General features: G+C 44.3%; 18 protein-coding genes. 10 read left to right on the forward strand and 8 right to left on the reverse strand.

Features of this window, described 5'->3' with window-relative positions:
• Window positions 1-214 precede the first annotated feature (214 nt).
• Window positions 215-1,990, reverse strand: a complete 1,776-nt coding sequence (locus tag ACX6CI_RS19455; protein ID WP_458775321.1) for an SLC13 family permease — start codon at window positions 1,988-1,990, stop codon at window positions 215-217.
• 524 nt (window positions 1,991-2,514) lie between these two features.
• On the opposite strand from ACX6CI_RS19455, the gene ACX6CI_RS19460 reads away from it, so the two are divergent.
• The gene (locus tag ACX6CI_RS19460) at window positions 2,515-3,672 is read left to right on the forward strand and encodes a glycosyltransferase family 10 domain-containing protein (protein ID WP_458775322.1); all 1,158 of its coding nucleotides are present in this window, start codon (window positions 2,515-2,517) and stop codon (window positions 3,670-3,672) included.
• Between the two features lie 58 nt (window positions 3,673-3,730).
• Here ACX6CI_RS19460 and ACX6CI_RS19465 read toward each other — a convergent pair whose 3' ends face one another.
• Together ACX6CI_RS19465 and ACX6CI_RS19470 are read right to left on the reverse strand one after the other, a co-directional pair.
• The gene (locus tag ACX6CI_RS19465; RefSeq protein WP_458775323.1) at window positions 3,731-5,011 is read right to left on the reverse strand and encodes a CDP-alcohol phosphatidyltransferase family protein; all 1,281 of its coding nucleotides are present in this window, start codon (window positions 5,009-5,011) and stop codon (window positions 3,731-3,733) included.
• Window positions 5,012-5,342: 331 nt separating this feature from the next.
• Window positions 5,343-5,702, reverse strand: coding sequence for a tRNA-binding protein (locus ACX6CI_RS19470; protein ID WP_458775324.1), 360 nt, complete (start codon window positions 5,700-5,702; stop codon window positions 5,343-5,345).
• 209 nt (window positions 5,703-5,911) lie between these two features.
• Here ACX6CI_RS19470 and ACX6CI_RS19475 point away from each other — a divergent pair, with 209 nt between their 5' ends.
• The 3 genes from ACX6CI_RS19475 (at window position 5,912) to ACX6CI_RS19485 (ending at window position 9,301) form a co-directional block, all read left to right on the forward strand.
• Window positions 5,912-6,934 carry a succinylglutamate desuccinylase/aspartoacylase family protein gene (locus tag ACX6CI_RS19475; RefSeq protein WP_458775325.1) on the forward strand — a complete coding sequence of 341 codons (1,023 nt, stop codon included), beginning with the start codon at window positions 5,912-5,914 and terminating at the stop codon, window positions 6,932-6,934.
• Window positions 6,935-6,983: 49 nt separating this feature from the next.
• On the forward strand, window positions 6,984-7,991 hold the full coding sequence (locus tag ACX6CI_RS19480; RefSeq protein ID WP_458775326.1) for a DUF3089 domain-containing protein: 1,008 nt from the start codon (window positions 6,984-6,986) through the stop codon (window positions 7,989-7,991).
• 89 nt (window positions 7,992-8,080) lie between these two features.
• A complete protein-coding gene (locus tag ACX6CI_RS19485) occupies window positions 8,081-9,301 on the forward strand; it encodes a multidrug effflux MFS transporter (RefSeq protein ID WP_458775327.1) in 1,221 nt (406 codons plus the stop codon).
• Between the two features lie 44 nt (window positions 9,302-9,345).
• Here the strand turns inward: ACX6CI_RS19485 and ACX6CI_RS19490 are convergent, their stop codons facing one another.
• The 5 genes from ACX6CI_RS19490 to ACX6CI_RS19510 form a co-directional block, all read right to left on the reverse strand.
• Complete coding sequence (locus ACX6CI_RS19490) at window positions 9,346-9,909, reverse strand: hypothetical protein (protein ID WP_458775328.1); 564 nt, start codon at window positions 9,907-9,909, stop codon at window positions 9,346-9,348.
• Window positions 9,910-10,028: 119 nt separating this feature from the next.
• Complete coding sequence (locus tag ACX6CI_RS19495) at window positions 10,029-10,529, reverse strand: cytochrome P460 family protein (RefSeq protein WP_458775329.1); 501 nt, start codon at window positions 10,527-10,529, stop codon at window positions 10,029-10,031.
• A 30-nt stretch (window positions 10,530-10,559) separates the two neighbouring features.
• Window positions 10,560-11,669, reverse strand: coding sequence for an Lrp/AsnC ligand binding domain-containing protein (locus tag ACX6CI_RS19500; RefSeq protein WP_458775330.1), 1,110 nt, complete (start codon window positions 11,667-11,669; stop codon window positions 10,560-10,562).
• Window positions 11,653-12,246 (reverse strand): metallophosphoesterase family protein, encoded by a 594-nt coding sequence (locus ACX6CI_RS19505; protein ID WP_458775331.1) that lies wholly within the window; start codon window positions 12,244-12,246, stop codon window positions 11,653-11,655. The genes ACX6CI_RS19500 and ACX6CI_RS19505 overlap by 17 nt, the downstream gene beginning before the upstream one ends.
• 12 nt (window positions 12,247-12,258) lie before the next feature.
• Window positions 12,259-13,896 carry a hydantoinase/oxoprolinase N-terminal domain-containing protein gene (locus tag ACX6CI_RS19510; protein ID WP_458775332.1) on the reverse strand — a complete coding sequence of 546 codons (1,638 nt, stop codon included), beginning with the start codon at window positions 13,894-13,896 and terminating at the stop codon, window positions 12,259-12,261.
• Between the two features lie 152 nt (window positions 13,897-14,048).
• Here ACX6CI_RS19510 and ACX6CI_RS19515 point away from each other — a divergent pair, with 152 nt between their 5' ends.
• The 6 genes from ACX6CI_RS19515 to ACX6CI_RS19540 all read left to right on the forward strand — a co-directional run bounded on the left by ACX6CI_RS19515 (window position 14,049) and on the right by ACX6CI_RS19540 (window position 19,354).
• Window positions 14,049-15,005, forward strand: coding sequence for an ABC transporter substrate-binding protein (locus ACX6CI_RS19515; protein WP_458775333.1), 957 nt, complete (start codon window positions 14,049-14,051; stop codon window positions 15,003-15,005).
• A 12-nt stretch (window positions 15,006-15,017) separates the two neighbouring features.
• Window positions 15,018-15,836, forward strand: coding sequence for an ABC transporter ATP-binding protein (locus ACX6CI_RS19520; protein ID WP_458775334.1), 819 nt, complete (start codon window positions 15,018-15,020; stop codon window positions 15,834-15,836).
• Window positions 15,833-16,585, forward strand: coding sequence for an ABC transporter permease (locus tag ACX6CI_RS19525; RefSeq protein WP_458775335.1), 753 nt, complete (start codon window positions 15,833-15,835; stop codon window positions 16,583-16,585). Before ACX6CI_RS19520 ends, ACX6CI_RS19525 begins: the two co-directional genes overlap by 4 nt.
• A 132-nt stretch (window positions 16,586-16,717) precedes the next feature.
• The gene (locus tag ACX6CI_RS19530; RefSeq protein WP_458775336.1) at window positions 16,718-17,623 is read left to right on the forward strand and encodes a 1,4-dihydroxy-2-naphthoate polyprenyltransferase; all 906 of its coding nucleotides are present in this window, start codon (window positions 16,718-16,720) and stop codon (window positions 17,621-17,623) included.
• A gap of 81 nt (window positions 17,624-17,704) precedes the next feature.
• Window positions 17,705-18,508, forward strand: a complete 804-nt coding sequence (locus tag ACX6CI_RS19535; RefSeq protein WP_458775337.1) for an enoyl-ACP reductase FabI — start codon at window positions 17,705-17,707, stop codon at window positions 18,506-18,508.
• 18 nt (window positions 18,509-18,526) lie between these two features.
• The gene (locus ACX6CI_RS19540) at window positions 18,527-19,354 is read left to right on the forward strand and encodes a nitroreductase family protein (RefSeq protein WP_458775338.1); all 828 of its coding nucleotides are present in this window, start codon (window positions 18,527-18,529) and stop codon (window positions 19,352-19,354) included.
• Window positions 19,355-19,633 lie beyond the last annotated feature (279 nt).

Here is a 19,633-nt window from a genome sequence, read left to right on the forward strand (position 1 = left end):
TTATAGCCTAAAAAACATGCGTTTAACTCAAAGTATCAATTTTTCAGCGTTTGTTCAAGGCGATGAGAGAACCTTGTGTCAGGGAATGGAGTTGTGAGGCTATTATGTTCTGCCAAAAATGTAATTACGCCATTCGTACTACGTGATCTATCTTCTGGACAACAATATCCGTTATTGATTGTTGCTTTGCATTATCTCAAGACATCTCTCCCTGTTAAAACGGCCAGATATAGGGAATGCAGAGAGTTGAAGCGATGACCACAAAAGCATTTAGAGGAAGACCAAGTTTCATATAATCCATAAAACTATAACCGCCGGGTCCATATACCATGAGATTAGTCTGATAGCCGACGGGGGTTGCAAAACAGGCGCTTGCACCAAAGCAGATCCCGATAATAAATGGTTTAGGGTCTACCCCAATACCCAGCGCTGTTGAAATGGCAATGGGTAGAAGCAGTACAGCTGTGGCGTTATTGCTGAGAATCTGGGTGCATATGGATGTAAGCAGGATAAGTGCTCCGAGAATGATAAGGGGAGAAAACCCTGAGAACATACTGATAAAGGTCTCGGCATAGAGCTGGCTGGCACCGGTTTTCTGCATGCCGACGCCAAGAGCGATGGTTCCTGCAATAAGAAGTAGTACATCCCCCTGCAGCGCCCTGTATGCGTCACGCATTTGCAGGCAGCCTGTAACAATCATCAAAAAGGCCGCGGTGAGTGCGCAGGTCATAATATCAGCAAGTCCAAGGGTGGCTGTGCCTATCATACATATGAAATTGATGATGGACCAGGCGGCCTTTCTTTTGTGTACCAGTTCCTCATACACGTCTTCAATAACAATATATTTGTTCTCAGATCGTATGGATTCAAGCTTTGACTCATGACACCAGACGAGAAGGATATCCCCCGTTTGCAGTTTAACATCATGTATCTGTTTTTCCGAGATGTGCAGGTTTGAACGCTTTACAGCGATTATATGAACATCAGGGTCCTTTGCCAGCTCTGTTCGTTGGATTTGTTCTCCACGGAGTGAAGAGTGGGGAGAAATAATAAGTTCCACCACGATGGGTGCATCTCTCTGGGCGCCAAGAACCAACCCTTTTTCAGAGCTTGGCAGGTCAACCTGTTCATTGTGAAGAATGGCAACCAGATCATTGAGTGAACCTTTGACCAGCAGTATGTCTTCTGCACTGATTGTCCGCTTGTCCCTTGCTGGGTGGTAGATGTGGGACTGATTAATCAGCTCGATGACATCCATGGATGGATACTTAGCCGTAAATAATTCGAAAGGGTTTTTACCGATGAGGTTACTTGTGGCAGGAATCTTCAGCTCTGCCAGATATTTACGATGTTCACTGTCCTGAAGTTGACAAACAGGGTTGGCGTGATCGGGCAGTACTTTTGGGGCAATGAAATAGAGTAGAATAATCCCAACTATGGCTATGGGTACCCCAAGGGTTGAAAGTTCAAACATAGTGAGCCCGTCATAGCCGTTTGTGACACTGAGATCGCTGATGATAATATTGGTAGATGTTCCAATAAGTGTGCAGGTTCCGGCGAGAATTGAAGCATAGGAGACGGGAATAAGATATTTGGACGGGCTGAGACCGAATTCACAGCACATGCTCATTACCACCGGAATAAAGAGGATCACCACCGGGGTGTTATTGATAAAAGCGGAAGCAATGGCTACAGAAATGAGAATGATGATAAGGGCCAGTTTATGGTTGCCCCTGGCCATCTGGATGATTTTTCTGCCAAGAAATTCAACTCCACCTGTACGCATCATCCCTTTGGAAACAACAAACATGGCTCCTACGGTGATAAGTGCAGGGTTAGCAAAGCCGCTTATGGTTTCCTTTGGAGTGAGTATTCCACTTACAACAAGGAGGACCATGATACCAACAGCAGTGAGGTCAACTGAAATCTTCTCGCTGATGAGCAGGTATAGGGTGATACAGAGAATTGAAGAGACTATCCAGATATCCATATGTTTATAAAGGCTTTCAGACTGGTTAGTAGGAATTACACGTATCCTGTTATCTTAGGTTTGATTGTATGGTTTGTCTAGTCTAAGAACGTTAATGGCAGCGCGGAAAAATAGGTTGCTGATGATGAAGCGTTGCACTACGATGTTTTGGCGATTTAGTGCCTTACTCCTGAAAGCCTGTTATAAAAACCTGAAACTCAGGAATTGAATTTGAAATCGTAAGTTTAGTTATACGACCAAGGCACTTATACCCCCTTGTGGGGTGTTAGTGCCTTACTCAGGAAGAGCTGTCATAAAAAACAGGTAGCGTAGACTCCGAGAAATTGAGTGTTGGAAAACTTGCTGATATTGCACTATTTCCAGATAGCGACCGCAGGGAGACCTTCGGGGTACTTATCCAGCGACACTAAAAATTTTTCCGCTTGTCGGGTTAGATTCATATCCATTGTGATGACCCGAGCCAAGAGCCTATCCGGTTAGAATATTATAGAAAGAAGGGTCCAAACCTTTCAACTGAGGACACAGTGTCAAAGAAATTTTTTTCATTCAATAATTTAGGTGGAAAACTAGGGGATCCGAGTGTTTCCCTGGATAAATGGGGCAAACCAGAAATTCGGGTTAAATTCATGCACAGGGGGCTTAGAAAAGGTCGCTCTTGTGAAGGATTTTTACGCCAGTTTCCAGGCCTTTTCCCCCAGTGGGGAAACTGTGTCTTTGACTTTGATGTGGATTGCACAGGCTATGATTGGCTGGTTGTCTACCAGGATCTCCCCCCAAGCGATAATTTTTTCACCGAAGAAAAACTTCTCTGTCCCCGGGAAAAGACCGTGCTTATTACAGGGGAACCATCATCAATCACTGTCTTTGGTAAAGACTATCTTAAACAGTTTGGCTGTATCATCACCTTTCAGGAACCGTGGGCAATGCGTCATCCCAATGTGATATATCACCATCCAGGGCTTATTTGGCATTATGGTCTGCCCTTTGACAAAGGAAATTATATCACCTGGGATCAGATGAATGGTATGGAACCGCCAAAGAAAACAAAACTAATTTCAACTGTATGTTCCCAGAGAACAGGCAATGTGACTTTGCACTCAACTCGGGTCGATTTTACCTGGCGTTTGAAAGATGATCTGGAGGAGTTGGATATCTATGGTCATGGCGTGAATCCAATGAACGATAAGGCGGAGGTTCTGGATCATTATCAGTTTCATATTGCAGTTGAGAATCACGTGTATAACCACCACCTGACTGAAAAACTTCCCGATGCCTTTCTAGGATACACCCTGCCGTTTTACCATGGGGCCCCCAATGCGGAAGAATACTTCCCCAAAGAGAGTTTTATCCCAATTGATATCAACGACTTTGATCGTTCCCGTGAGATTATCAAATTCCATTTAGCCAATAATGAGTATGAAGACCGACTACCATATATCATAGAAGCACGGCGAAGGGTGCTTGAAGATCAGAATCTTTTTGGAATATTGAGTAGTACAATTGCTGAGCAGGATAGAAAACTTGCGGATAGAAAGGGTACACTGGGAAAGGTGATTCGCAATCGCTCAACTATGCGGATAAAGAATCCACTTGCAGGTTTGAGAAGTCTTAGCGAAAAAGCAGCCATTAAGGCCTATCACCGGGTGACATTTAAGTCTCGCAATAAGCCAAAGGGGCTTTAAGGATCGTTTTGAGCTCTGGATACCGAGCTCAAAACTCTCATCTCTGTTTGGGGTGGTACTACTTCAACCACTTACGCCCTATGATCATATATACAACTACCGAGGCAAGTATAAGACAGCCAAAAAGCTGCACACTTTTAGTTTTTAAAATATAGGCGATACAGACAATTATTGTGGAACTGATCACAAAAAAGATTGGCTTCGGGAGATGTTTTAGTACCACACGGCCTAGATGTGCAAAACGGATGTGACTTGTCATGAGGCCAATGGAAAGTGCAGCCATTATCCAGAGATAGTCTGGCGGTACCACAAGGGCTGCACCAAGAACGATGAGTGCTCCAGCGGGACTTGGTAGGCCATTGAAAACACCATCCGGCAGATCATTTCTTTTTTTGTCAAAAGCGATAAAACGTACCAGCCGGTAAGCTACACCAGTAACATAGATGAGCCCAAAAATGAGGGCAAAAGTTCCTTCTGATTGATAGATAATGTAGGCGGGGGCCAGGCCAAAGCTTACAAAGTCGGCTATATCATCAAGGTAGGGCCCATACTTGGTTCCCCCATGTTTTTCTGCCATTCTGCCATCAAATAGATCAAAAAGTTGACCGAGGATAATGACCAGGATAGCCCAGGCAAATAACAGGTTGTGGGAGAGGTAGAGGCTTGTAATACCGCAGATAAAATTAAGGGTAGAAAGGATATCTGCATAGAGCTTGTTGGGAATAAATTTAAACAGTAGTGATGCCCCTGACAGCACAATACAGGCTATGAGAACCTCATCTCCAATATCAATGATAAAGGGGTTTTTTTCGATAAGCGCGCAGAAAATTACGAGCCCAAAACAGATGATGGCCTTGATTTTACCAAAGTTATTTGCAGCACCTGAAGTCTTTAATAGTTTGAGGATATGTCGCGCGAAAAACTGGCCGAGAAACTCAATGACAACAAGAATCCAGACAAACTTAGGGGTGAGTATCCCAGCATAGGCAAAGCCAATAAGCGGAGGTAGATAGGTGAGCTTATCGCAAAAAGGGTCCAGCCACTCTCCCCAACTCGTAACCATATCGCAACTTCTGGCCACAACCCCGTCAACCCCGTCCAGAATAGCTGCGACGGTGAAGATAAGGATGGCTATACTCTGCATACCTGCATAAAAATAGAGAACATAGCCGACTATGGCCATGGCAGCCCGCCAGTAACAAATAGCGTTGGGATGAAGGAGCCATTGATTGGCAAAAATATAGTCGCGCATTGACTGTTTCTTGACCATCTGCGCCATAAAGTAATATATGGCAATTCCGATGCCGGCAGAAGCAGTGATAACCAGAAATCTTTCCATGTAGTTTCTCTATATGTTTATGCCCGAAGGACAGAGTTGTTATGTATCATTGGTTTGGCCCATAATTTCAACACTCTGCTCTTTACCATTTTACGAGCAATTAGTCTATTTATACAGCTGACATAGCTGTTTGCCTTACTGGTACAGTTGTCGATAATATGAATATTTTATATGCGCATAAGAAGTGACAATGGCTCAATAAAGGATAGTTCCTCTCAGCAGTTGTCACAGGTATAACGTAAATATTGTTGAGACAATAATATAAAGTTAACGATATTTAGTATAGTTATAGATTTGTTGTTGTGATGTATTTGTGGTTTATTCTTTTCTTCTAGAAAAGCTTGCTGCCAAGTTTCGCGTTTACCGCTGGAGATACAAAGGTGGCCTCCCCACTCTCAGCTTTTGGGTATTGAACCCCAATTACAAGAACCTCTGAAGTGACAGGGCCCATAGTTTTTGGTTCAAAATTAAGTACTGCCATAACTAAGCGATCTTTTACCTCTTCAACGGGATGGGAGGTAAACCTTCCATAGCTGGTGCGCTTTCCATATTTACCAAAATCGATAACCATTTTATAGGTGGGTTTATGTGTCGCAGTTTCGAGTTGGACCTCAATAATTCGCCCAACCCGAATATCGAGTGGCTCAAATGTAGTTTCAAATGATACTATTGGTTTTGTGGGTTTAGCCATATTTTTTCCTTAAAACTCCATGTTTCAGCAGATTAGTCACTATTTAAATTGGATTATCTTCAGTGGTGATGTGTACTTTGTGAGAAGAGTACTTCTACCGGGTTTCTTGTCTATTGCCTTTTCATTGGTCCACGACTAGTGTCAAAGATAAATATAATATGATTGAAGGGTTTTGGCCGTTATTTTCTCAAAGTGGATTGTACATGCAAATGGATAGTAAAAATATTAATGGTCTCGATCATTTAGGCTGCGGCTATCTTAATGGTCCGGAACGAGGCTTGCCTGCTGAAGATCTTAATCTATTTGGTCATATTGTTGTACCTGGAACAAGAAAGAACCTGGAGTGGATATATCCATTTGATGAAGCTGAAACAGCTGCTGCAATGGTTGTTCATGTGGTAAATGGTAAATTCCCGGGGCCTATATTGTGTTTAACCGCTGCAATTCATGGGGATGAGTTGAACGGGATTGCTATCATTAGACGAATAATTGATGGCTTGAATCCGGAGACACTCCATGGAACTGTGATTGGAATTCCCATTGTTAATCTGGCAGGATTTAATCACCACAGGAGAAATATTTCTGGCGAAGTTGATCTGAACAGGTGTTTTCCCGGAAGTGCAGTAGGCAACTATCCTGATCAGGTCGCAGACGGTATTTTTCAGGATATTATTACCCATTGCGACGCTGTTGTTGATCTCCATACCGGCTCATCGTTGCGGGAAAATATGGTTCAGCTTCGAGCGGATTTATCAAACCTTGATGTGGCACATCTGTCTGCCGGATTTGGTGATATGAGCGTACTGCAGAGTTATGCCATAACAGGAACTCTTCGCCAGGCTGCAACAGATGCAGGGATAGCGGCCATAGTAATGGAGGTTGGTGGCTCCCGGGGAGTTGAAAACGACAAGGTTTTAACTGGTGAGCAGGGCGTGATATCATTGCTCCGGTCCGCTGGAATGGTTGGAGAGGAAGGGTTTGTTCCTGCCGAGCAACATGTATATCTTGGAGGCGGCTGGGTCCACGCTGAAGTTGGGGGGATTTTAGTCAACCGTGTTGAGCTGGGGATTATAATTGAGGAAGGGCAACTACTTGCCGATATCATTGATCCCTTTTCAAGCGAAGTACACCATGTACTAGCGCCATTTACCTGTACCGTTTTAGGCAGGGCTCACAGTCAGCAAGTAGAGCCGGGTTTTCGCCTTTTCAGACTGGCAATGAGGCGCTTGTAGGATGGGTTGTCTCTTTAGAATTCTACATTTTAACAGATATTCGAAATCTATGAATAATTATCGTCATTTATCTTCAGTCTATTTTTTCCTCATTGTAGTATTAATTTTCATAAGTGCTTCACACTCTTTAGCTATGACACCCTTTAATATAAAAGATGTTCCTGCTGCCCCAGATTATGGGCAGGCAACAGGGTGGTTGGCCAAACCAACTCAGTTGGATTCTCCTGTTGATGTTTTTTTCGTCTATCCCACCGTTCTGTTTAACGATACTGACTGGTTGATGGATACTGAAAGGGTTGATATGCGTAAGGCGGCTCAGGCATCTCTTGATACCCAGGCAGTTGTTTTTAAAGGGCATGCAAATATTTTTGCACCAATGTATCGACAGATGAATTTAGCAGGGCTGGGCCTATCAAAGAAGGATGCGAGCCCCTTGCAAGAGATTGTACATGATGATGTATGGCAGGCTTTTAATCATTATCTCAAATATGAAAATAATGGACGCCCATTCTTTTTAGCAGGACATAGCCAGGGATCAATGATCTTAACAGATCTTATGTTAAACCACTGGGGAGCAACGGGGGCAGAAGAGAGGATGATTGCAGCCTTTTTACTGGGCTGGTCAATGACACAAGAGGATTTAGCCTCCAATTCGGCTATAGAGATGTGTGATAGCCGAGACCAAACGGGCTGTATTATTTCCTATAACACAATGGCAGCAGGCAGGCAGTCAGTTGCCCCTACTCTTAAAAAGGGAGCTATTGCTGTAAACCCTCTTTCTTGGACGATGGATGGAAATCTGGTTTCAGCAGAGCAAAATCTTGGCTCAGTTTTTTTTAAGGGAGGTTCTGATCCCGTAGAATATCCCCAATTTACCTCAGCACAGATAGTAGACGGAGGTTTGATTGTTCATCCAGCAGATAAAAATCTCGTTACAGTTAAGGGCTCTCATTTTCCGGAAGGGATCTATCATGCCTTTGATTATTCACTCTTTTTTATGAACATCAAAGTCAATATAGCTGAGCGTATCGAAGCTTTTTTCAGCAAGAATCAATAAGGGTGACGGGATGCCATTATACAGACTATTTGAAATAAGGCTTCTTGCCATGGGAGACAACTGCCTCAGAACCACTGTAGTTTTCTGTAATGCCGAATAAAAAACAGCCCCAGCCCCAGCGTGAAGCCGGCGCAGTCTTTGTCGCCCGTATGGCTCTGATCTCCTCGCTCACGGCTCTTAGCATCGATATGATGTTGCCAGCATTCCCGGCAATAGGTCATACACTTCACGTCAATAATCCGGATAATCTACAGCTTCTTATTACCCTGTTTATGTTCGGCATGTTTTTCGGTGAACTGATTTTTGGACCTCTTTCAGACGCGCTTGGCCGAAAAAAGGCCCTTGGAATCAGTGTGGCAATTTATTGCTTTGGTACATTTGCAGCAATGTGTGCCACCAGCATTGAGATGCTGCTTTTAGGCAGGATTGTTCAAGGAATAGGAGTGTCAGGGCCAAAAATTATTTCCAGGGCAATGATTCGAGATCAGTTTGAAGGGAGCAGGATGGCCAGGGTGATGTCATTTGTTATGACGCTCTTTGTTTGTATTCCTATGATCGCACCAGCCCTTGGCCAGCTGATATTGTCTGTTACGAGCTGGAGAGGGATTTTTGTATTCTTTCTTGTTATGGCGGTCATTGCAACCACATGGATTATGGTGTATCAACCGGAAACCTTACCTGTTGAGAAGAGAAAGCGGATAAAAAGAGACGTTCTGATCCACAATACATGGCGTATCCTGCGAAATCCCAATGTGATGTTTTACACGGTAACGGCTGGCTTAACCTTTGGTATTTTCCTGCTCTATCTCAGTACATCTCAAATAATGTTTCAACAAATGTACTCCATAGGGGATAGTTTTGTTTTGTATTATGCCCTGCTTGCGACGGGGTTTGGCATAGCAGCTCTACTCAACAGCAAGTTGGTTATGAAATACGGAATGTATAGGCTCTGTGTTGTCGGAACCCTGGGGTTAATTGGAGTAGGGGTATTATTTCTTGTTACGGGGAGAGGTGGACCGCCAGAGTTTATCTATTTTATGGTGGGATGCTATGTTTTGATGTTTTGCGTTGGTTTATTGTTTTCAAACCTTTCTGCACTGGCCATGCAACCCCTTGGTAAGATTGCAGGTCTTGGAGCATCCATAGTATCAGCTGTCTCCACAATCCTTGCAGTGGCAATTTCAATCAGTGCCGGGCGTTTTTACAATAACAGTCTCTACCCTCTTATTGTTGTGATCCTGATATCAGCATTTATCTCCCTTGGGCTACTGTATTCTGCCCATCACAACACAAGAAATTCTATTGGTTGATACCAGATGATCATCTGGTACCAGCCAACAGAGACGGATAGATATTAAAACTCAAAGAGAACCCACTTTTCAGGTTTTTTATCTTTTTCAATTGGGACAAAGCGAAAGGAGGAGGTGTCGAGCTCTTCCCACTGCTTGGTATTGAGTGTACTGGCTATTGGGCGGTAGTAAAAGGACAGCTTCATTTTCTGGGTAGGTTTGTCCAGTTTCAGTTTAATAGTGACATCCGGTTGTTTCCACTTATAAACAGATTGGTCCCCTGCTGTAAGTTTAGATGCAGGCAAGCCGTAGAGAGATTTCATGTGATTGAATAATTTATCATACACTTCGGCGGAATTTATGTTGAGGTAGACACCAAAAAGATGGTCTTGATGGAAGCCATATATGATTTTATCAATCGTTACGTTACCGATTGTATACTCTTCCCCTGGCTTACTGTAATAGGCCACCTCTCCCTTCTGACCAACTATTGATAAGCCAGTATGCTTTGAAGCATTATCTCCCCATGTATATTGCATAAAACCGTTTTCAAAGTTTGATGCGTAAGTCGTCGTTCCAAGTATAACTGTCAGGCTTACTAAGAACATGATAATAATATTTTTCCTCATTCTCATCTTTCTCCTTTGATGGTCAATAACCGCAGGCATCTCACAATTTTTTTCTTTGAGTCTCTTCTGTTGAGTACCATAAGCAGAGGTAGAGTTAAAACACCCCTGTAGAGCCGACATTATTCAGATTTGAAAAAGTTTTTATTGGTAAAAACAATATCATCATTGAGAGCGGCTGCATGACAATCAAAACAGAATGTATTCTTTACTGCTTTTTTGTTGAGGGCGGTGGAAAATCTCCAGTTCTCTTCTTCTTCCTCATCAATATCACTTACTTTTACCATGATGGTAAGGTTGGGCGATTTTTTCTTCTCCCAGGCAGTCTTATCTTTGTACTGCTCTTTCACAAGTACTGTTCCGACAGGATACCTGTAAGGACCATTACCCTGGTTTACAGCAAGGCCGATATCATTTACATAAACTTCTCTGTACCCCATGAGTCCTTCATGAACATCACCAAGGGACCCCGTTTGATCTCCTGTTATAACCTTATCCTTAGTTATCATTGTCCAGCTACTGTAGTCGGACCATCTTTCATCAACCTTACCAATTGTAGCACAGGCTGTAACCACGCAACTTGTCAGGGCAAGTAAACCAATTTTTTTTACTATTTTCTTCAAAACCGATACCTCCAGAAATTGTTATGGGGATTAGATATGACAGCGATCATTACTTTTTACCTTTGAAATACCTGGGATGAGAGTTTGTGAAGAGACAATGCCCTTCCACTGACGGATGCTGGATTGAATAAACTGTGATATCAGCTCCGCATCGGAAGAGAGAAGGTCCCTCATCAAGATGATCTTTACAAGGAGATCAATGGAACCATGGATGGCATGTACCTCCTGAACTTCTTTTAAGGCGAGAAGCTTGTCCATGATCGGTTGTTCGTATTTTCCTTCAATATTAATGAGAACAAAAACGGTGATCTCCCGTTTCATCTCTGGATATTCCTGTTCTTTACGCTCGGCCATTTTATCCCTGAATGCCTCCATATCGGTGGGAATGAGTTTATCAATTCCTATGCCGTACTTTCTCTTTTTGCCCTTTTCCCACTGATGTACAGAGATGTAGAGATACAGATCATCCACGGTACGATTCGGGAATGAGTTAACAAGGTGGCTGTTTCTAATAAGTGTAAAAAGGGGTCGGTAGATTGAAGAATACCAATCGGTTGCAGCCTCTTTAAAGGTGACCTCCTGCTTACGTTTGGATGTGAGAAATTTCTGGTGTTCTTCTACCTGCCATTCAAGGTGTTTACACTGCCCCGGCTCGGTGAGATCAGGACATTCTGAGAGTCCTGCCCTATCCTTGAAGCCAATTTTTTCATTATACAGGTTGTTTTCAAAGGTGTTTTTACTGGGGAGTAGCTCAACAATCCGAGAACGAATATGGGTATGGCCCAACTCTCCTGCCGCCTTAAAGCGATGGTGGCCGTCTAGAATGAAGAAGTCTTCCTTGATCTGATAGAGAGCAATTGGAGGGAGATTTTTTCCATCTCGCATTGCGCCCAAAATACCCTGGAGACGCTCATTTTTACTGGAGTGATGGGTTTTAAACTGGTTGTCAAAGTCGTGGTACCTTCCAACGCTGCCGACAATTTTTTCAAGGGGAACCATAAGAGTACCCCTCTCAATGGCCTCATAGGCCTTTTCCTTTTCCTGACGAACATTAAAGCTGCGAGAGTCCTCTTCCACAGGTTCTGTGTTGCCTGTAACAAGGTTTTTCAGTGCCTTGAGCGGCTTATATTTCGAGAACATAGTAACCATAGCAGTTTATTACCGAGGTTGAGTTGATGGAGGTGATTCTTTCTGAGTCATCCTCAAAATGGGCATGGATATGTCCGTGCAGGAAATAGCGTGGTTTGTATTTGTCAATAAACCAGCGAAAAATCCTAAAGCCACGGTGGCAAAGGTCTTCAGCATCATTAATAAACCTGGGTGGGGCATGGGTAACGACAATGTCAACGCCCTTACTGCGCCAGAGACTAAAGCGCATTCTCTTTATAAAACGCGTCATCTCTTTTTCAGTGTATTGATTTATTCCACCATTATACCATCTCGAGCCTGAAAAACCGCAGATGGTAAGATCTGAAAAGTTGAACATGCGACGATCGATATGACCACAGCCGACTGGTGGCGCACTCTGGTAGCGAAGATCATGATTACCCAGTACGTAATAGAGCGGTGCGTTGTAATGGTTTCTAAGAGATGAGAGATACTCTGGCGGCAAATCTCCACAGGCAATAACCAGGTCGATTGTACCAATGTCAACTCCCTCTCCAACAGGTTCTAGCAGGGATTGTGTGACGGTGTCTGCAACGCAGAGTATTCTCATGTCGATATAAAATTATAGATTATTATCCATGCCGATCATAGCTGCTCCGATGGCATTTCCAACCTCACAGTTGTCAGGAAAAAAGATAGTGGTCTTTAGGCTTTTGGCAACCTCTGGCAATAGAAATGGAGCCGCCGCGCCCATTCCGATAAGGGGTGTTTTGATCCTGAAGTCCACTCCGAGGACAGGGTGGTTATTGCGTGTTGAGACAAACGAGGTCAGGGAATTCCCCCAGTAGTGTTTGATCACGTGATCGATGATAAGATTTTCTATCTTTTCCCTCGTTGTATCAATGACGAACTGGGCAAAGTTCTGAGGTTCCATTCCGCAGGCACGACCAATAATTGTTGCTCCTTCAAGTGCAATATCGCGGTTACCTATGTTGATTTTACCAAGAACATGCAGGGCGTCGGTGGGCGTGAAACCACATTCGAAGATTAACTGCTGTCTTGTGAGTTGTTCCAGCTCCTTATCAAGGGGAATTCCGCTCAACCCTGTTTTTTCCCGTATGGTTGCAGGAGTAATTTGGCCTGCACTTTGTAAAAGTGCAGAAACTTCGGTTGTGGGAAGTGCATCTCCGCTACCAGGGTAGAGACAGATCAGTTTATTATTTCCACCGGTGCCAAGCCATGACGTCAGGGGGGGGAGGGACTCAGCGGTTGCGAGGGGGGTGACTCTCGCAGGACCCAGGGTGAGTATGCCCTTGTCATCAACAAATGCATGGCTGTCACCACCGATCCCACCGGTGTGCATGTCAATTGCCTCAACATGGGTTCTCCATCGTCCAATTTGGCAGCCTTCTTTACTCATAAGAGGTTGCCCATCTTCTATCATGGCGATATCTGTGGTTGTTCCTCCCACGTCGATAACCAGACACTGCTCAGCACTTGAGTGAGTTGCACCAAAAGATGCTGTGCATGCAGGCCCGCTTGCCACAGTAAGCCCAGCCTCATGGATGGCCTTGTCTCCGCTAATGGCTTTTCCGTTTCCTCCAATAACAAGAACAGGACACGTGAGTTGGAGTTTTTCCATGGCCTGGCCAACACCCTGGGTAAACTCTTCCATGATAGGCATGAGTTTGGCATGCAGGCCGGCTGTGGCGGCCCGCTCTTCCATTCCGGCAAGATCACTGATACGGTGAGAGCAGAAAACCGGTTTCGGGTCAATCATCCCGATCGCCTTTTCAGCTACCATCTCATGGGCCGGATTTTTAATTGACATGGCTGAGCAGACACCGTAGGCATCCACTTCTTTCTGCAGTCCCTGGATCACTTCAACAAGATATTCAAGTTCCAGGGGTTCTTCTTCCTCGCCAACAATAGTGTGTCCACCTTTCACAAAGACTACAGCTTTCACGGGCAGGCTAAAGTGTTTAACATAGCCAATGACAATCACTGCAACCCGGGCGCCCTTATTTTCCACCACAGAGTTAGTGGCAAGAGTTGAGGAGAGTACAACCTTTTTAATATGCTGGGGCGAGGCACCACTTATCTTCAAGAGATTGGCTAAGGCTTCGCCTGTTGAAACAGAGAGATCAAAATGGGTCGTCGGCTTCTTGGTTTTTGCAATAATGGTGTTGGACTCAGTGTCAAGAAGGACCGCATCGGTGTAGGTGCCGCCGGTATCGATACCAATAATATATTTTTGCATGTTTTACGTTGCAGGAACTATGGGTTTTTCGTTAAGAAAGAGGCTATATAAGTTGAGCATAGCGTAAACAGGAAGTACATACTATCCTGTATCATCGTATCAGACCCCTCTATTTACTAGATTGGGGAATTTAATCCAAGAGTGTGAGTGATATGTTAAGAAAACTGTCATTTTTATGTGTGTCATTATTGTTAATTTGTGTGGTTTCTCCATTAACAGCAATTGGTGGGGAGGATAAGGCAACTCTTCGTCTGGCCTTACTGCCTATTCCAGATGTTCTGCCGGTGTATGTTGCCCTTGAGAAAGGATATTTCAAAGAGCTGGGTGTTGAAGTAGAAGCGCTGCCTGTGGGTAGTGCCGTTGAGCGTGATCAGTTGATGCAGGCTGGAAAAGTTGATGGAATGATCAATGAAATTTCCGGTGCGGCTAATTTTAACAGGGACAAAAACCAGGTTAAGATAGTATCCATTGCGCGGTCTCCAATTGGTGATAACCCGCTGTTTAGAATTCTTGCAGCACCCGGTAGCGGAATAAGTAGTGTGGCTGATCTTGCAGGAGTTCCCATCGGTATTTCAAAAAATACTGTCATTGAATATATCTCCACCCGTCTTTTGACCGCAGGTGGACTCAAAGATGATGAGATTACATATAAGTCTGTACCCGTGTTGCCAGAGCGTCTGCAACTCCTGTTGCAGGGACAGTTAAAAGCGGTAACTCTTCCTGATCCTTTGGGAGCGGCTGCGATTAAAGGTGGCGCTGTTGAGGTTGTCAGTGACACGAAAGGTCGGGATGTGAGTGCCTCAGTCATCACCTTTTCAAGCGAGACCCTTGCCAGCAAAACTGAGCTGGTGAAGAACTTTATGATCGCCTGGGACCGGGCAGCGGGTGACCTCAATGCGGATCCGGCAGGACATCAGGCTTTGATGCTTAAAAAAATTCGGGTTCCAAAAAATATCCAGGGGGAATTTGTTATTCCACCCATGCCAAGAAAAGCGCTGCCCACCAAGACCCAGTGGGACGATGTTATGGCCTGGATGATGGATAAAAACCTTATCACTGCGCCCTTAAGCTATGAAGAGTCTGTGACTGCGGATTTCTTAGCCAAGTAACTGGTACAATAGATGATTTCAGCTGAAAACCTCCGTTTCGCCCATGGCGACGGAGGTTATATTTTTGATAACTTTACTCTCACAATAGAACGGGGTGAGGCATGGACAGTTATCGGACCTTCCGGTTGCGGTAAGACCACACTGCTTTTTCTTATGGCGGGCTTGAAAATTCCCCTTGGTGGAACCATCCAGGTGGGTGGGGAAGAAATAAAGCGACCACGGCCTTCAACAGGACTGGTCCTTCAGGATCATGGTCTATTGCCCTGGGCATCAATTTATGACAACACCCGCCTGGGTCACAAAATTCGTCACTTTTATGGTGCAGATGGTAAACATTCTCCAGAAAATGTAGACTTTGACCATGAAAAGGAAGAAAGGCGAATACAACACTGGTTGAAATGGCTCGGGATTGATCATCTTCAGCATATGTACCCATCACAGCTCTCAAGGGGGCAGAGACAACGTGCTGCCATTGCAAGAACCCTGGTGCTTGAGCCGGATTTATTGCTGATGGACGAACCATTTTCAGCCCTTGATGCGCCAATTCGAGAAGAGTTGCAAAAGGTGATGAACAGTTTTCATAAAGAATCTGGCTTAACTTCTATTACGGTAACCCATGATATAGAAGAGGCAGTTGTTCTAGGGGAAAAGATTCTTGTGTTATCTGAGAGTTGTAATAGTCAGCCGACCATTGTAGACAACCACCTTCTTGGTGCCATGGACAAAAGAAACAGCCCTGAGTTCAGGGAGAAGTGCAGTGAACTCCATGAGCTTCTTGCCGGGTATCGACAGGGTGCGGGTGCTGACTTTGCAGGAGGGACATCTGGATGAAAACTAAGACCACACCTCTTTCCACACTCGCAGGTGTTGTAATGTTGTTTGCTATCTGGCAGTTTTTTTCGCTCATAGTAAACCGTCCCATACTGCCATCGCCCATTGAGGTGGTCCCCCTGTTTCTTAAAAATATGTGGGGGGAGTTAGGCTTGCACTTTCTGGCTTCGTCCGGGCGGGTGCTGGCTGCAGTTATTCTTGCAACAATCTTTGCCGCGCCCTTAGGGCTGCTCCTTGGGCAGATGCCCAAGGTGGACAGGGTTGTAGGGCCGCTTATAGCCATTATCTATCCGATTCCCAAAATCATCTTTCTCCCTGTTATTTACGTACTTATGGGGATCAGTGATTTTTCGAAAATCACCCTGATTGCGATCATCATTTTTTTTCAGATCTTAGTTGTGGTCCGCGATGAGGCTTCGGGTTTACGAAAGGAACTTATTCTCTCGGTAAAGTCTCTGGGAGCAGGAAGAAGAGCCTTATTTCGCTATGTGTATTTGCCCGCCTCTTTGCCGGCTGTTTTAACTGCCTTAAGGGTTTCAGTTGGTACAGCGGTCGCGGTGCTCTTTATTGCAGAGCAGTCTCTTACCAGCTATGGTCTTGGCTATTATATTGTCATCGAGACCTATCAGGTACTACTGTATAAGGAAATGTATGCTGGGATTATGGGAATGGGGTTACTCGGTGTTCTGCTCTATTTTGCCATTCAGGCTATAGAGCGGAAGGTAAGTAAACATCTCTTCATTCCATGATTGGATCGCAAAAAAAATCGATCTACTTAGGTGTAGGTTTTTCGTGATATCAAATTTTTTTCAGAGACCATCTCATTGCTTTGAATGATTTTTTTGAAAGAAGATTAAATATAAATAGTGTTTTCTAAAGTTATGCAAAATCAGGATCATAAAAATCTGTCCAAGTTGGGCCTGTGGTGGCTTGCGATTAGACCTAAAACTCTTCCTGCTGCAGTGGGGCCGGTGGTAGTTGGTACAGCTGTTGCTCTGTCCGATGACAGGTTTTTGCTTCTTCCCGCCCTGGGATGTTTTCTAGGGGCGATGTTATTGCAGATTGGGGTTAATTTAGCCAACGATTACTTCGACTTTAAAAATAATATTGATTCTGATGAACGACAGGGGCCGGTTCGGGTAACCCAGAGTGGTCTTATCCCTCCTGAGGACGTTAAACGGGGGATGATTGTTTCTCTCATTCTGGCAGCTCTTGTATTTATATATCTCGGCTTTGTCGGGGGAATTCCAATTATCCTCATCGGGATTGCCTCAGTACTGGCAGCTCTGGCGTATAGTGGGGGACCTTTTCCCCTCGCCTCCAATGGTCTTGGGGAAATCTTTGTTTTTATATTTTTTGGTCTGGTGGCCGTGGGTGGAACATACTATATTCAGGCCCAGCAGCTCACCATGCAAGCACTAGCGGCTGCGGTACCTCCCGGTCTTCTTATAACGGCCATTATGGTGGTAAACAACCTGCGGGATATTGATACTGATACAAAGGCGGGTAAACGCACTCTTGCAGTAATGCTCGGACGTTATCGTACCATTATGGAGTATAAGGCTCTCATTTGGCTCAGTTATGTTGTTCCTGTCTGCATGCTTGCTAGCGGGATGGCGGATGCTTTTATCCTTCTCCCCTTTACCACCCTGCCCATGGCCCACTCTCTTATGGTGAAAGTTGAGTGTGATCTTGGAACTAATTTAAATGAGCTCTTGGCAAGTACAGCAAGGCTTTCGCTTATTTACAGCCTTATGTTTTCTTTTGGTCTGGTATACAGGTTTTAGTGTCTTACTACCCAACTTCTGCCAGAATAAACGAGAAAATAACAATTCAAATTTAATTTAATCTTTGTAGCACGCGAAAATATGGACTTTTTAAAAGTAGAGAACAAAACATTCATCGTCTTTGGTTTGGCAAATAAAAAATCAGTCGCCTGCGCAGTCGCTAAAACCCTTGTGGAGCAGGGAGCAAAAGTTATTCATGTGGTTCGCTCAGAAGAGCGGGTGAAAAATGCGAGAAAACTCTTTCCTGATTCACCAGTGTACATCTGCGATGTTGAAGATGAAGAAAACATAATCCGGGTAAGGGCAGAGGTTGAAAAAGATCTTGGGGGAGTAAAAGTTGCTGGCATCGTCCACTCCATAGCCTTTGCCAACTATTCTGATGGTATGAAGCCGTTTCATGAAACAAGAAAGGATGATTTTCTCCAGGCTGTAAATATTTCCTGCTTTTCGTTTATCAGCATTGCCAACCACTTCAAGGATCTTTTGGCTGAAGATGGATCTGTGGTGACAATTACTATCTCAACCACGAAGATGGCTGCTGAAAACTATGGGTATATGGCACCAATTAAGGCGGCTCTTGATTCGTCACTCTGTTTTCTTGCTAAGTCCTTTTCTGAGTTTTCCAGGGTACGTTTTAATGCGGTTGCACCTGCATTGCTTAAAACCTCAGCTTCAGCTGGTATTCCAGGATACATTGATAGTTATCTCTATGCTGAAAAGGCAATTCTGCGTAAAGAGGCACTAACGACCCAGGAGGCATCCAATACAGCCGCCTTTTTACTCTCTGAACGATCGTCTGGCATCAATTGTCAAACCATAGTGGTTGACGCAGGAATGTCGGTCAATTATTTTGACAAAGAAATTGTCACTAAAACTGTAAGTTAAGAAATTTTGAGGAATGAGATGCTCGATTTAATTATAGATGAAGAAACCTGTATAAGCTGTGGCCAGTGTGCAAGCGACTGTCCAGCTATGATTATCAGTATGGATACCAACTTGCCAACGATTACTGAGGATCTGGAGCAGTTTTGTATCGGTTGTATGCACTGTGTTGCTGTGTGCAGTGAAGGGTCTTTATCCATTCTGGGTTATACCCCTGAAAAAGGTGTTTCCCTTGAGAAAGCGGCTGTTCCATCTCCTGAGGCCGTTGAGTTGCTCATCAAGAAGCGTCGATCCAACCGCAATTATCAGGATGAAAACCTCGATCCTGCGCTCATTGAAAAGATGGTCCACGTTGCCTCCCATGCACCGAGTGCGCATAACGACAGGCAATTACTGTATACCATCGTTGAAGACAAGGGAATCGTCTATGACCTGCGTGATGAGGCCTTTGCGGGCCTTGAAAAGCTTATTGCTGATGGCAATCTTCCTGAAGGTATGGAGATGTTTGTCGACATCATTGATGGCTGGAAGGCGGCGGGCAAAGATATTCTTTTTAGAGGTGCTCCCCATCTACTCATAGTCTCTGCTGATATGGATAGTGCCGCACCTCTCCATGATTCTGTCATCGCCCTTTCCACATTTGAGATGTATGCTCAGGCAAATGGTGTAGGTACCATTTGGAATGGTCTTGCCACCCTTGTTATTTCAGAGCTTGTGCCATCCCTTAAAGCTCGATTGGGAATACCTGAGAATCACGAAATTGGCTATACCATGGGGTTTGGAATGCCTGCCTTGAGTTACAAGAGAACAATTGAGAGAAAGGCTCCGCAAATTAACCATGTTCGATGACTTTAGACTTTTTGAGTTTATAACTTGGTTTAGGTAAAATATACTAAAATCTCCCTTTTAAAAGGGAGATTTTTTTTGGCTTGGGCAATCCGTCGAGTCAAAGCAGATACATTAGTCGTTGTGGGAAAGCTCTACTCTTTTCAGCTCATTTCATTTAATCTCGCCAGTACAATAACCAACCACGTACAGCTTATATAATCTAACATAAAGATGCATTTCTCTGTTTCTGGTACTTGAGTGTTCAGCCTGGAATATGGTAGCTTCAAATGAGCAATATCG

The organism is Desulforhopalus glucosivorans, assembly GCF_054397165.1.

Bases quoted from the DNA above. Each gene is read 5' to 3' on its own strand.
- ACX6CI_RS19455 (WP_458775321.1), bottom strand. From the start codon at position 1,990: ATGGATATCTGGATAGTCTCTTCAATTCTCTGTATCACCCTATACCTG.
- ACX6CI_RS19465 (WP_458775323.1), bottom strand. From the start codon at position 5,011: ATGGAAAGATTTCTGGTTATCACTGCTTCTGCCGGCATCGGAATTGCC.
- ACX6CI_RS19470 (WP_458775324.1), bottom strand. From the start codon at position 5,702: ATGGCTAAACCCACAAAACCAATAGTATCATTTGAAACTACATTTGAG.
- ACX6CI_RS19475 (WP_458775325.1), top strand. From the start codon at position 5,912: ATGGATAGTAAAAATATTAATGGTCTCGATCATTTAGGCTGCGGCTAT.
- ACX6CI_RS19480 (WP_458775326.1), top strand. From the start codon at position 6,984: ATGAATAATTATCGTCATTTATCTTCAGTCTATTTTTTCCTCATTGTA.
- ACX6CI_RS19485 (WP_458775327.1), top strand. From the start codon at position 8,081: ATGCCGAATAAAAAACAGCCCCAGCCCCAGCGTGAAGCCGGCGCAGTC.
- ACX6CI_RS19490 (WP_458775328.1), bottom strand. From the start codon at position 9,909: ATGAGGAAAAATATTATTATCATGTTCTTAGTAAGCCTGACAGTTATA.
- ACX6CI_RS19500 (WP_458775330.1), bottom strand. From the start codon at position 11,669: ATGTTCTCGAAATATAAGCCGCTCAAGGCACTGAAAAACCTTGTTACA.
- ACX6CI_RS19505 (WP_458775331.1), bottom strand. From the start codon at position 12,246: ATGAGAATACTCTGCGTTGCAGACACCGTCACACAATCCCTGCTAGAA.
- ACX6CI_RS19510 (WP_458775332.1), bottom strand. From the start codon at position 13,896: ATGCAAAAATATATTATTGGTATCGATACCGGCGGCACCTACACCGAT.
- ACX6CI_RS19515 (WP_458775333.1), top strand. From the start codon at position 14,049: ATGTTAAGAAAACTGTCATTTTTATGTGTGTCATTATTGTTAATTTGT.
- ACX6CI_RS19520 (WP_458775334.1), top strand. From the start codon at position 15,018: ATGATTTCAGCTGAAAACCTCCGTTTCGCCCATGGCGACGGAGGTTAT.
- ACX6CI_RS19525 (WP_458775335.1), top strand. From the start codon at position 15,833: ATGAAAACTAAGACCACACCTCTTTCCACACTCGCAGGTGTTGTAATG.
- ACX6CI_RS19530 (WP_458775336.1), top strand. From the start codon at position 16,718: ATGCAAAATCAGGATCATAAAAATCTGTCCAAGTTGGGCCTGTGGTGG.
- ACX6CI_RS19535 (WP_458775337.1), top strand. From the start codon at position 17,705: ATGGACTTTTTAAAAGTAGAGAACAAAACATTCATCGTCTTTGGTTTG.
- ACX6CI_RS19540 (WP_458775338.1), top strand. From the start codon at position 18,527: ATGCTCGATTTAATTATAGATGAAGAAACCTGTATAAGCTGTGGCCAG.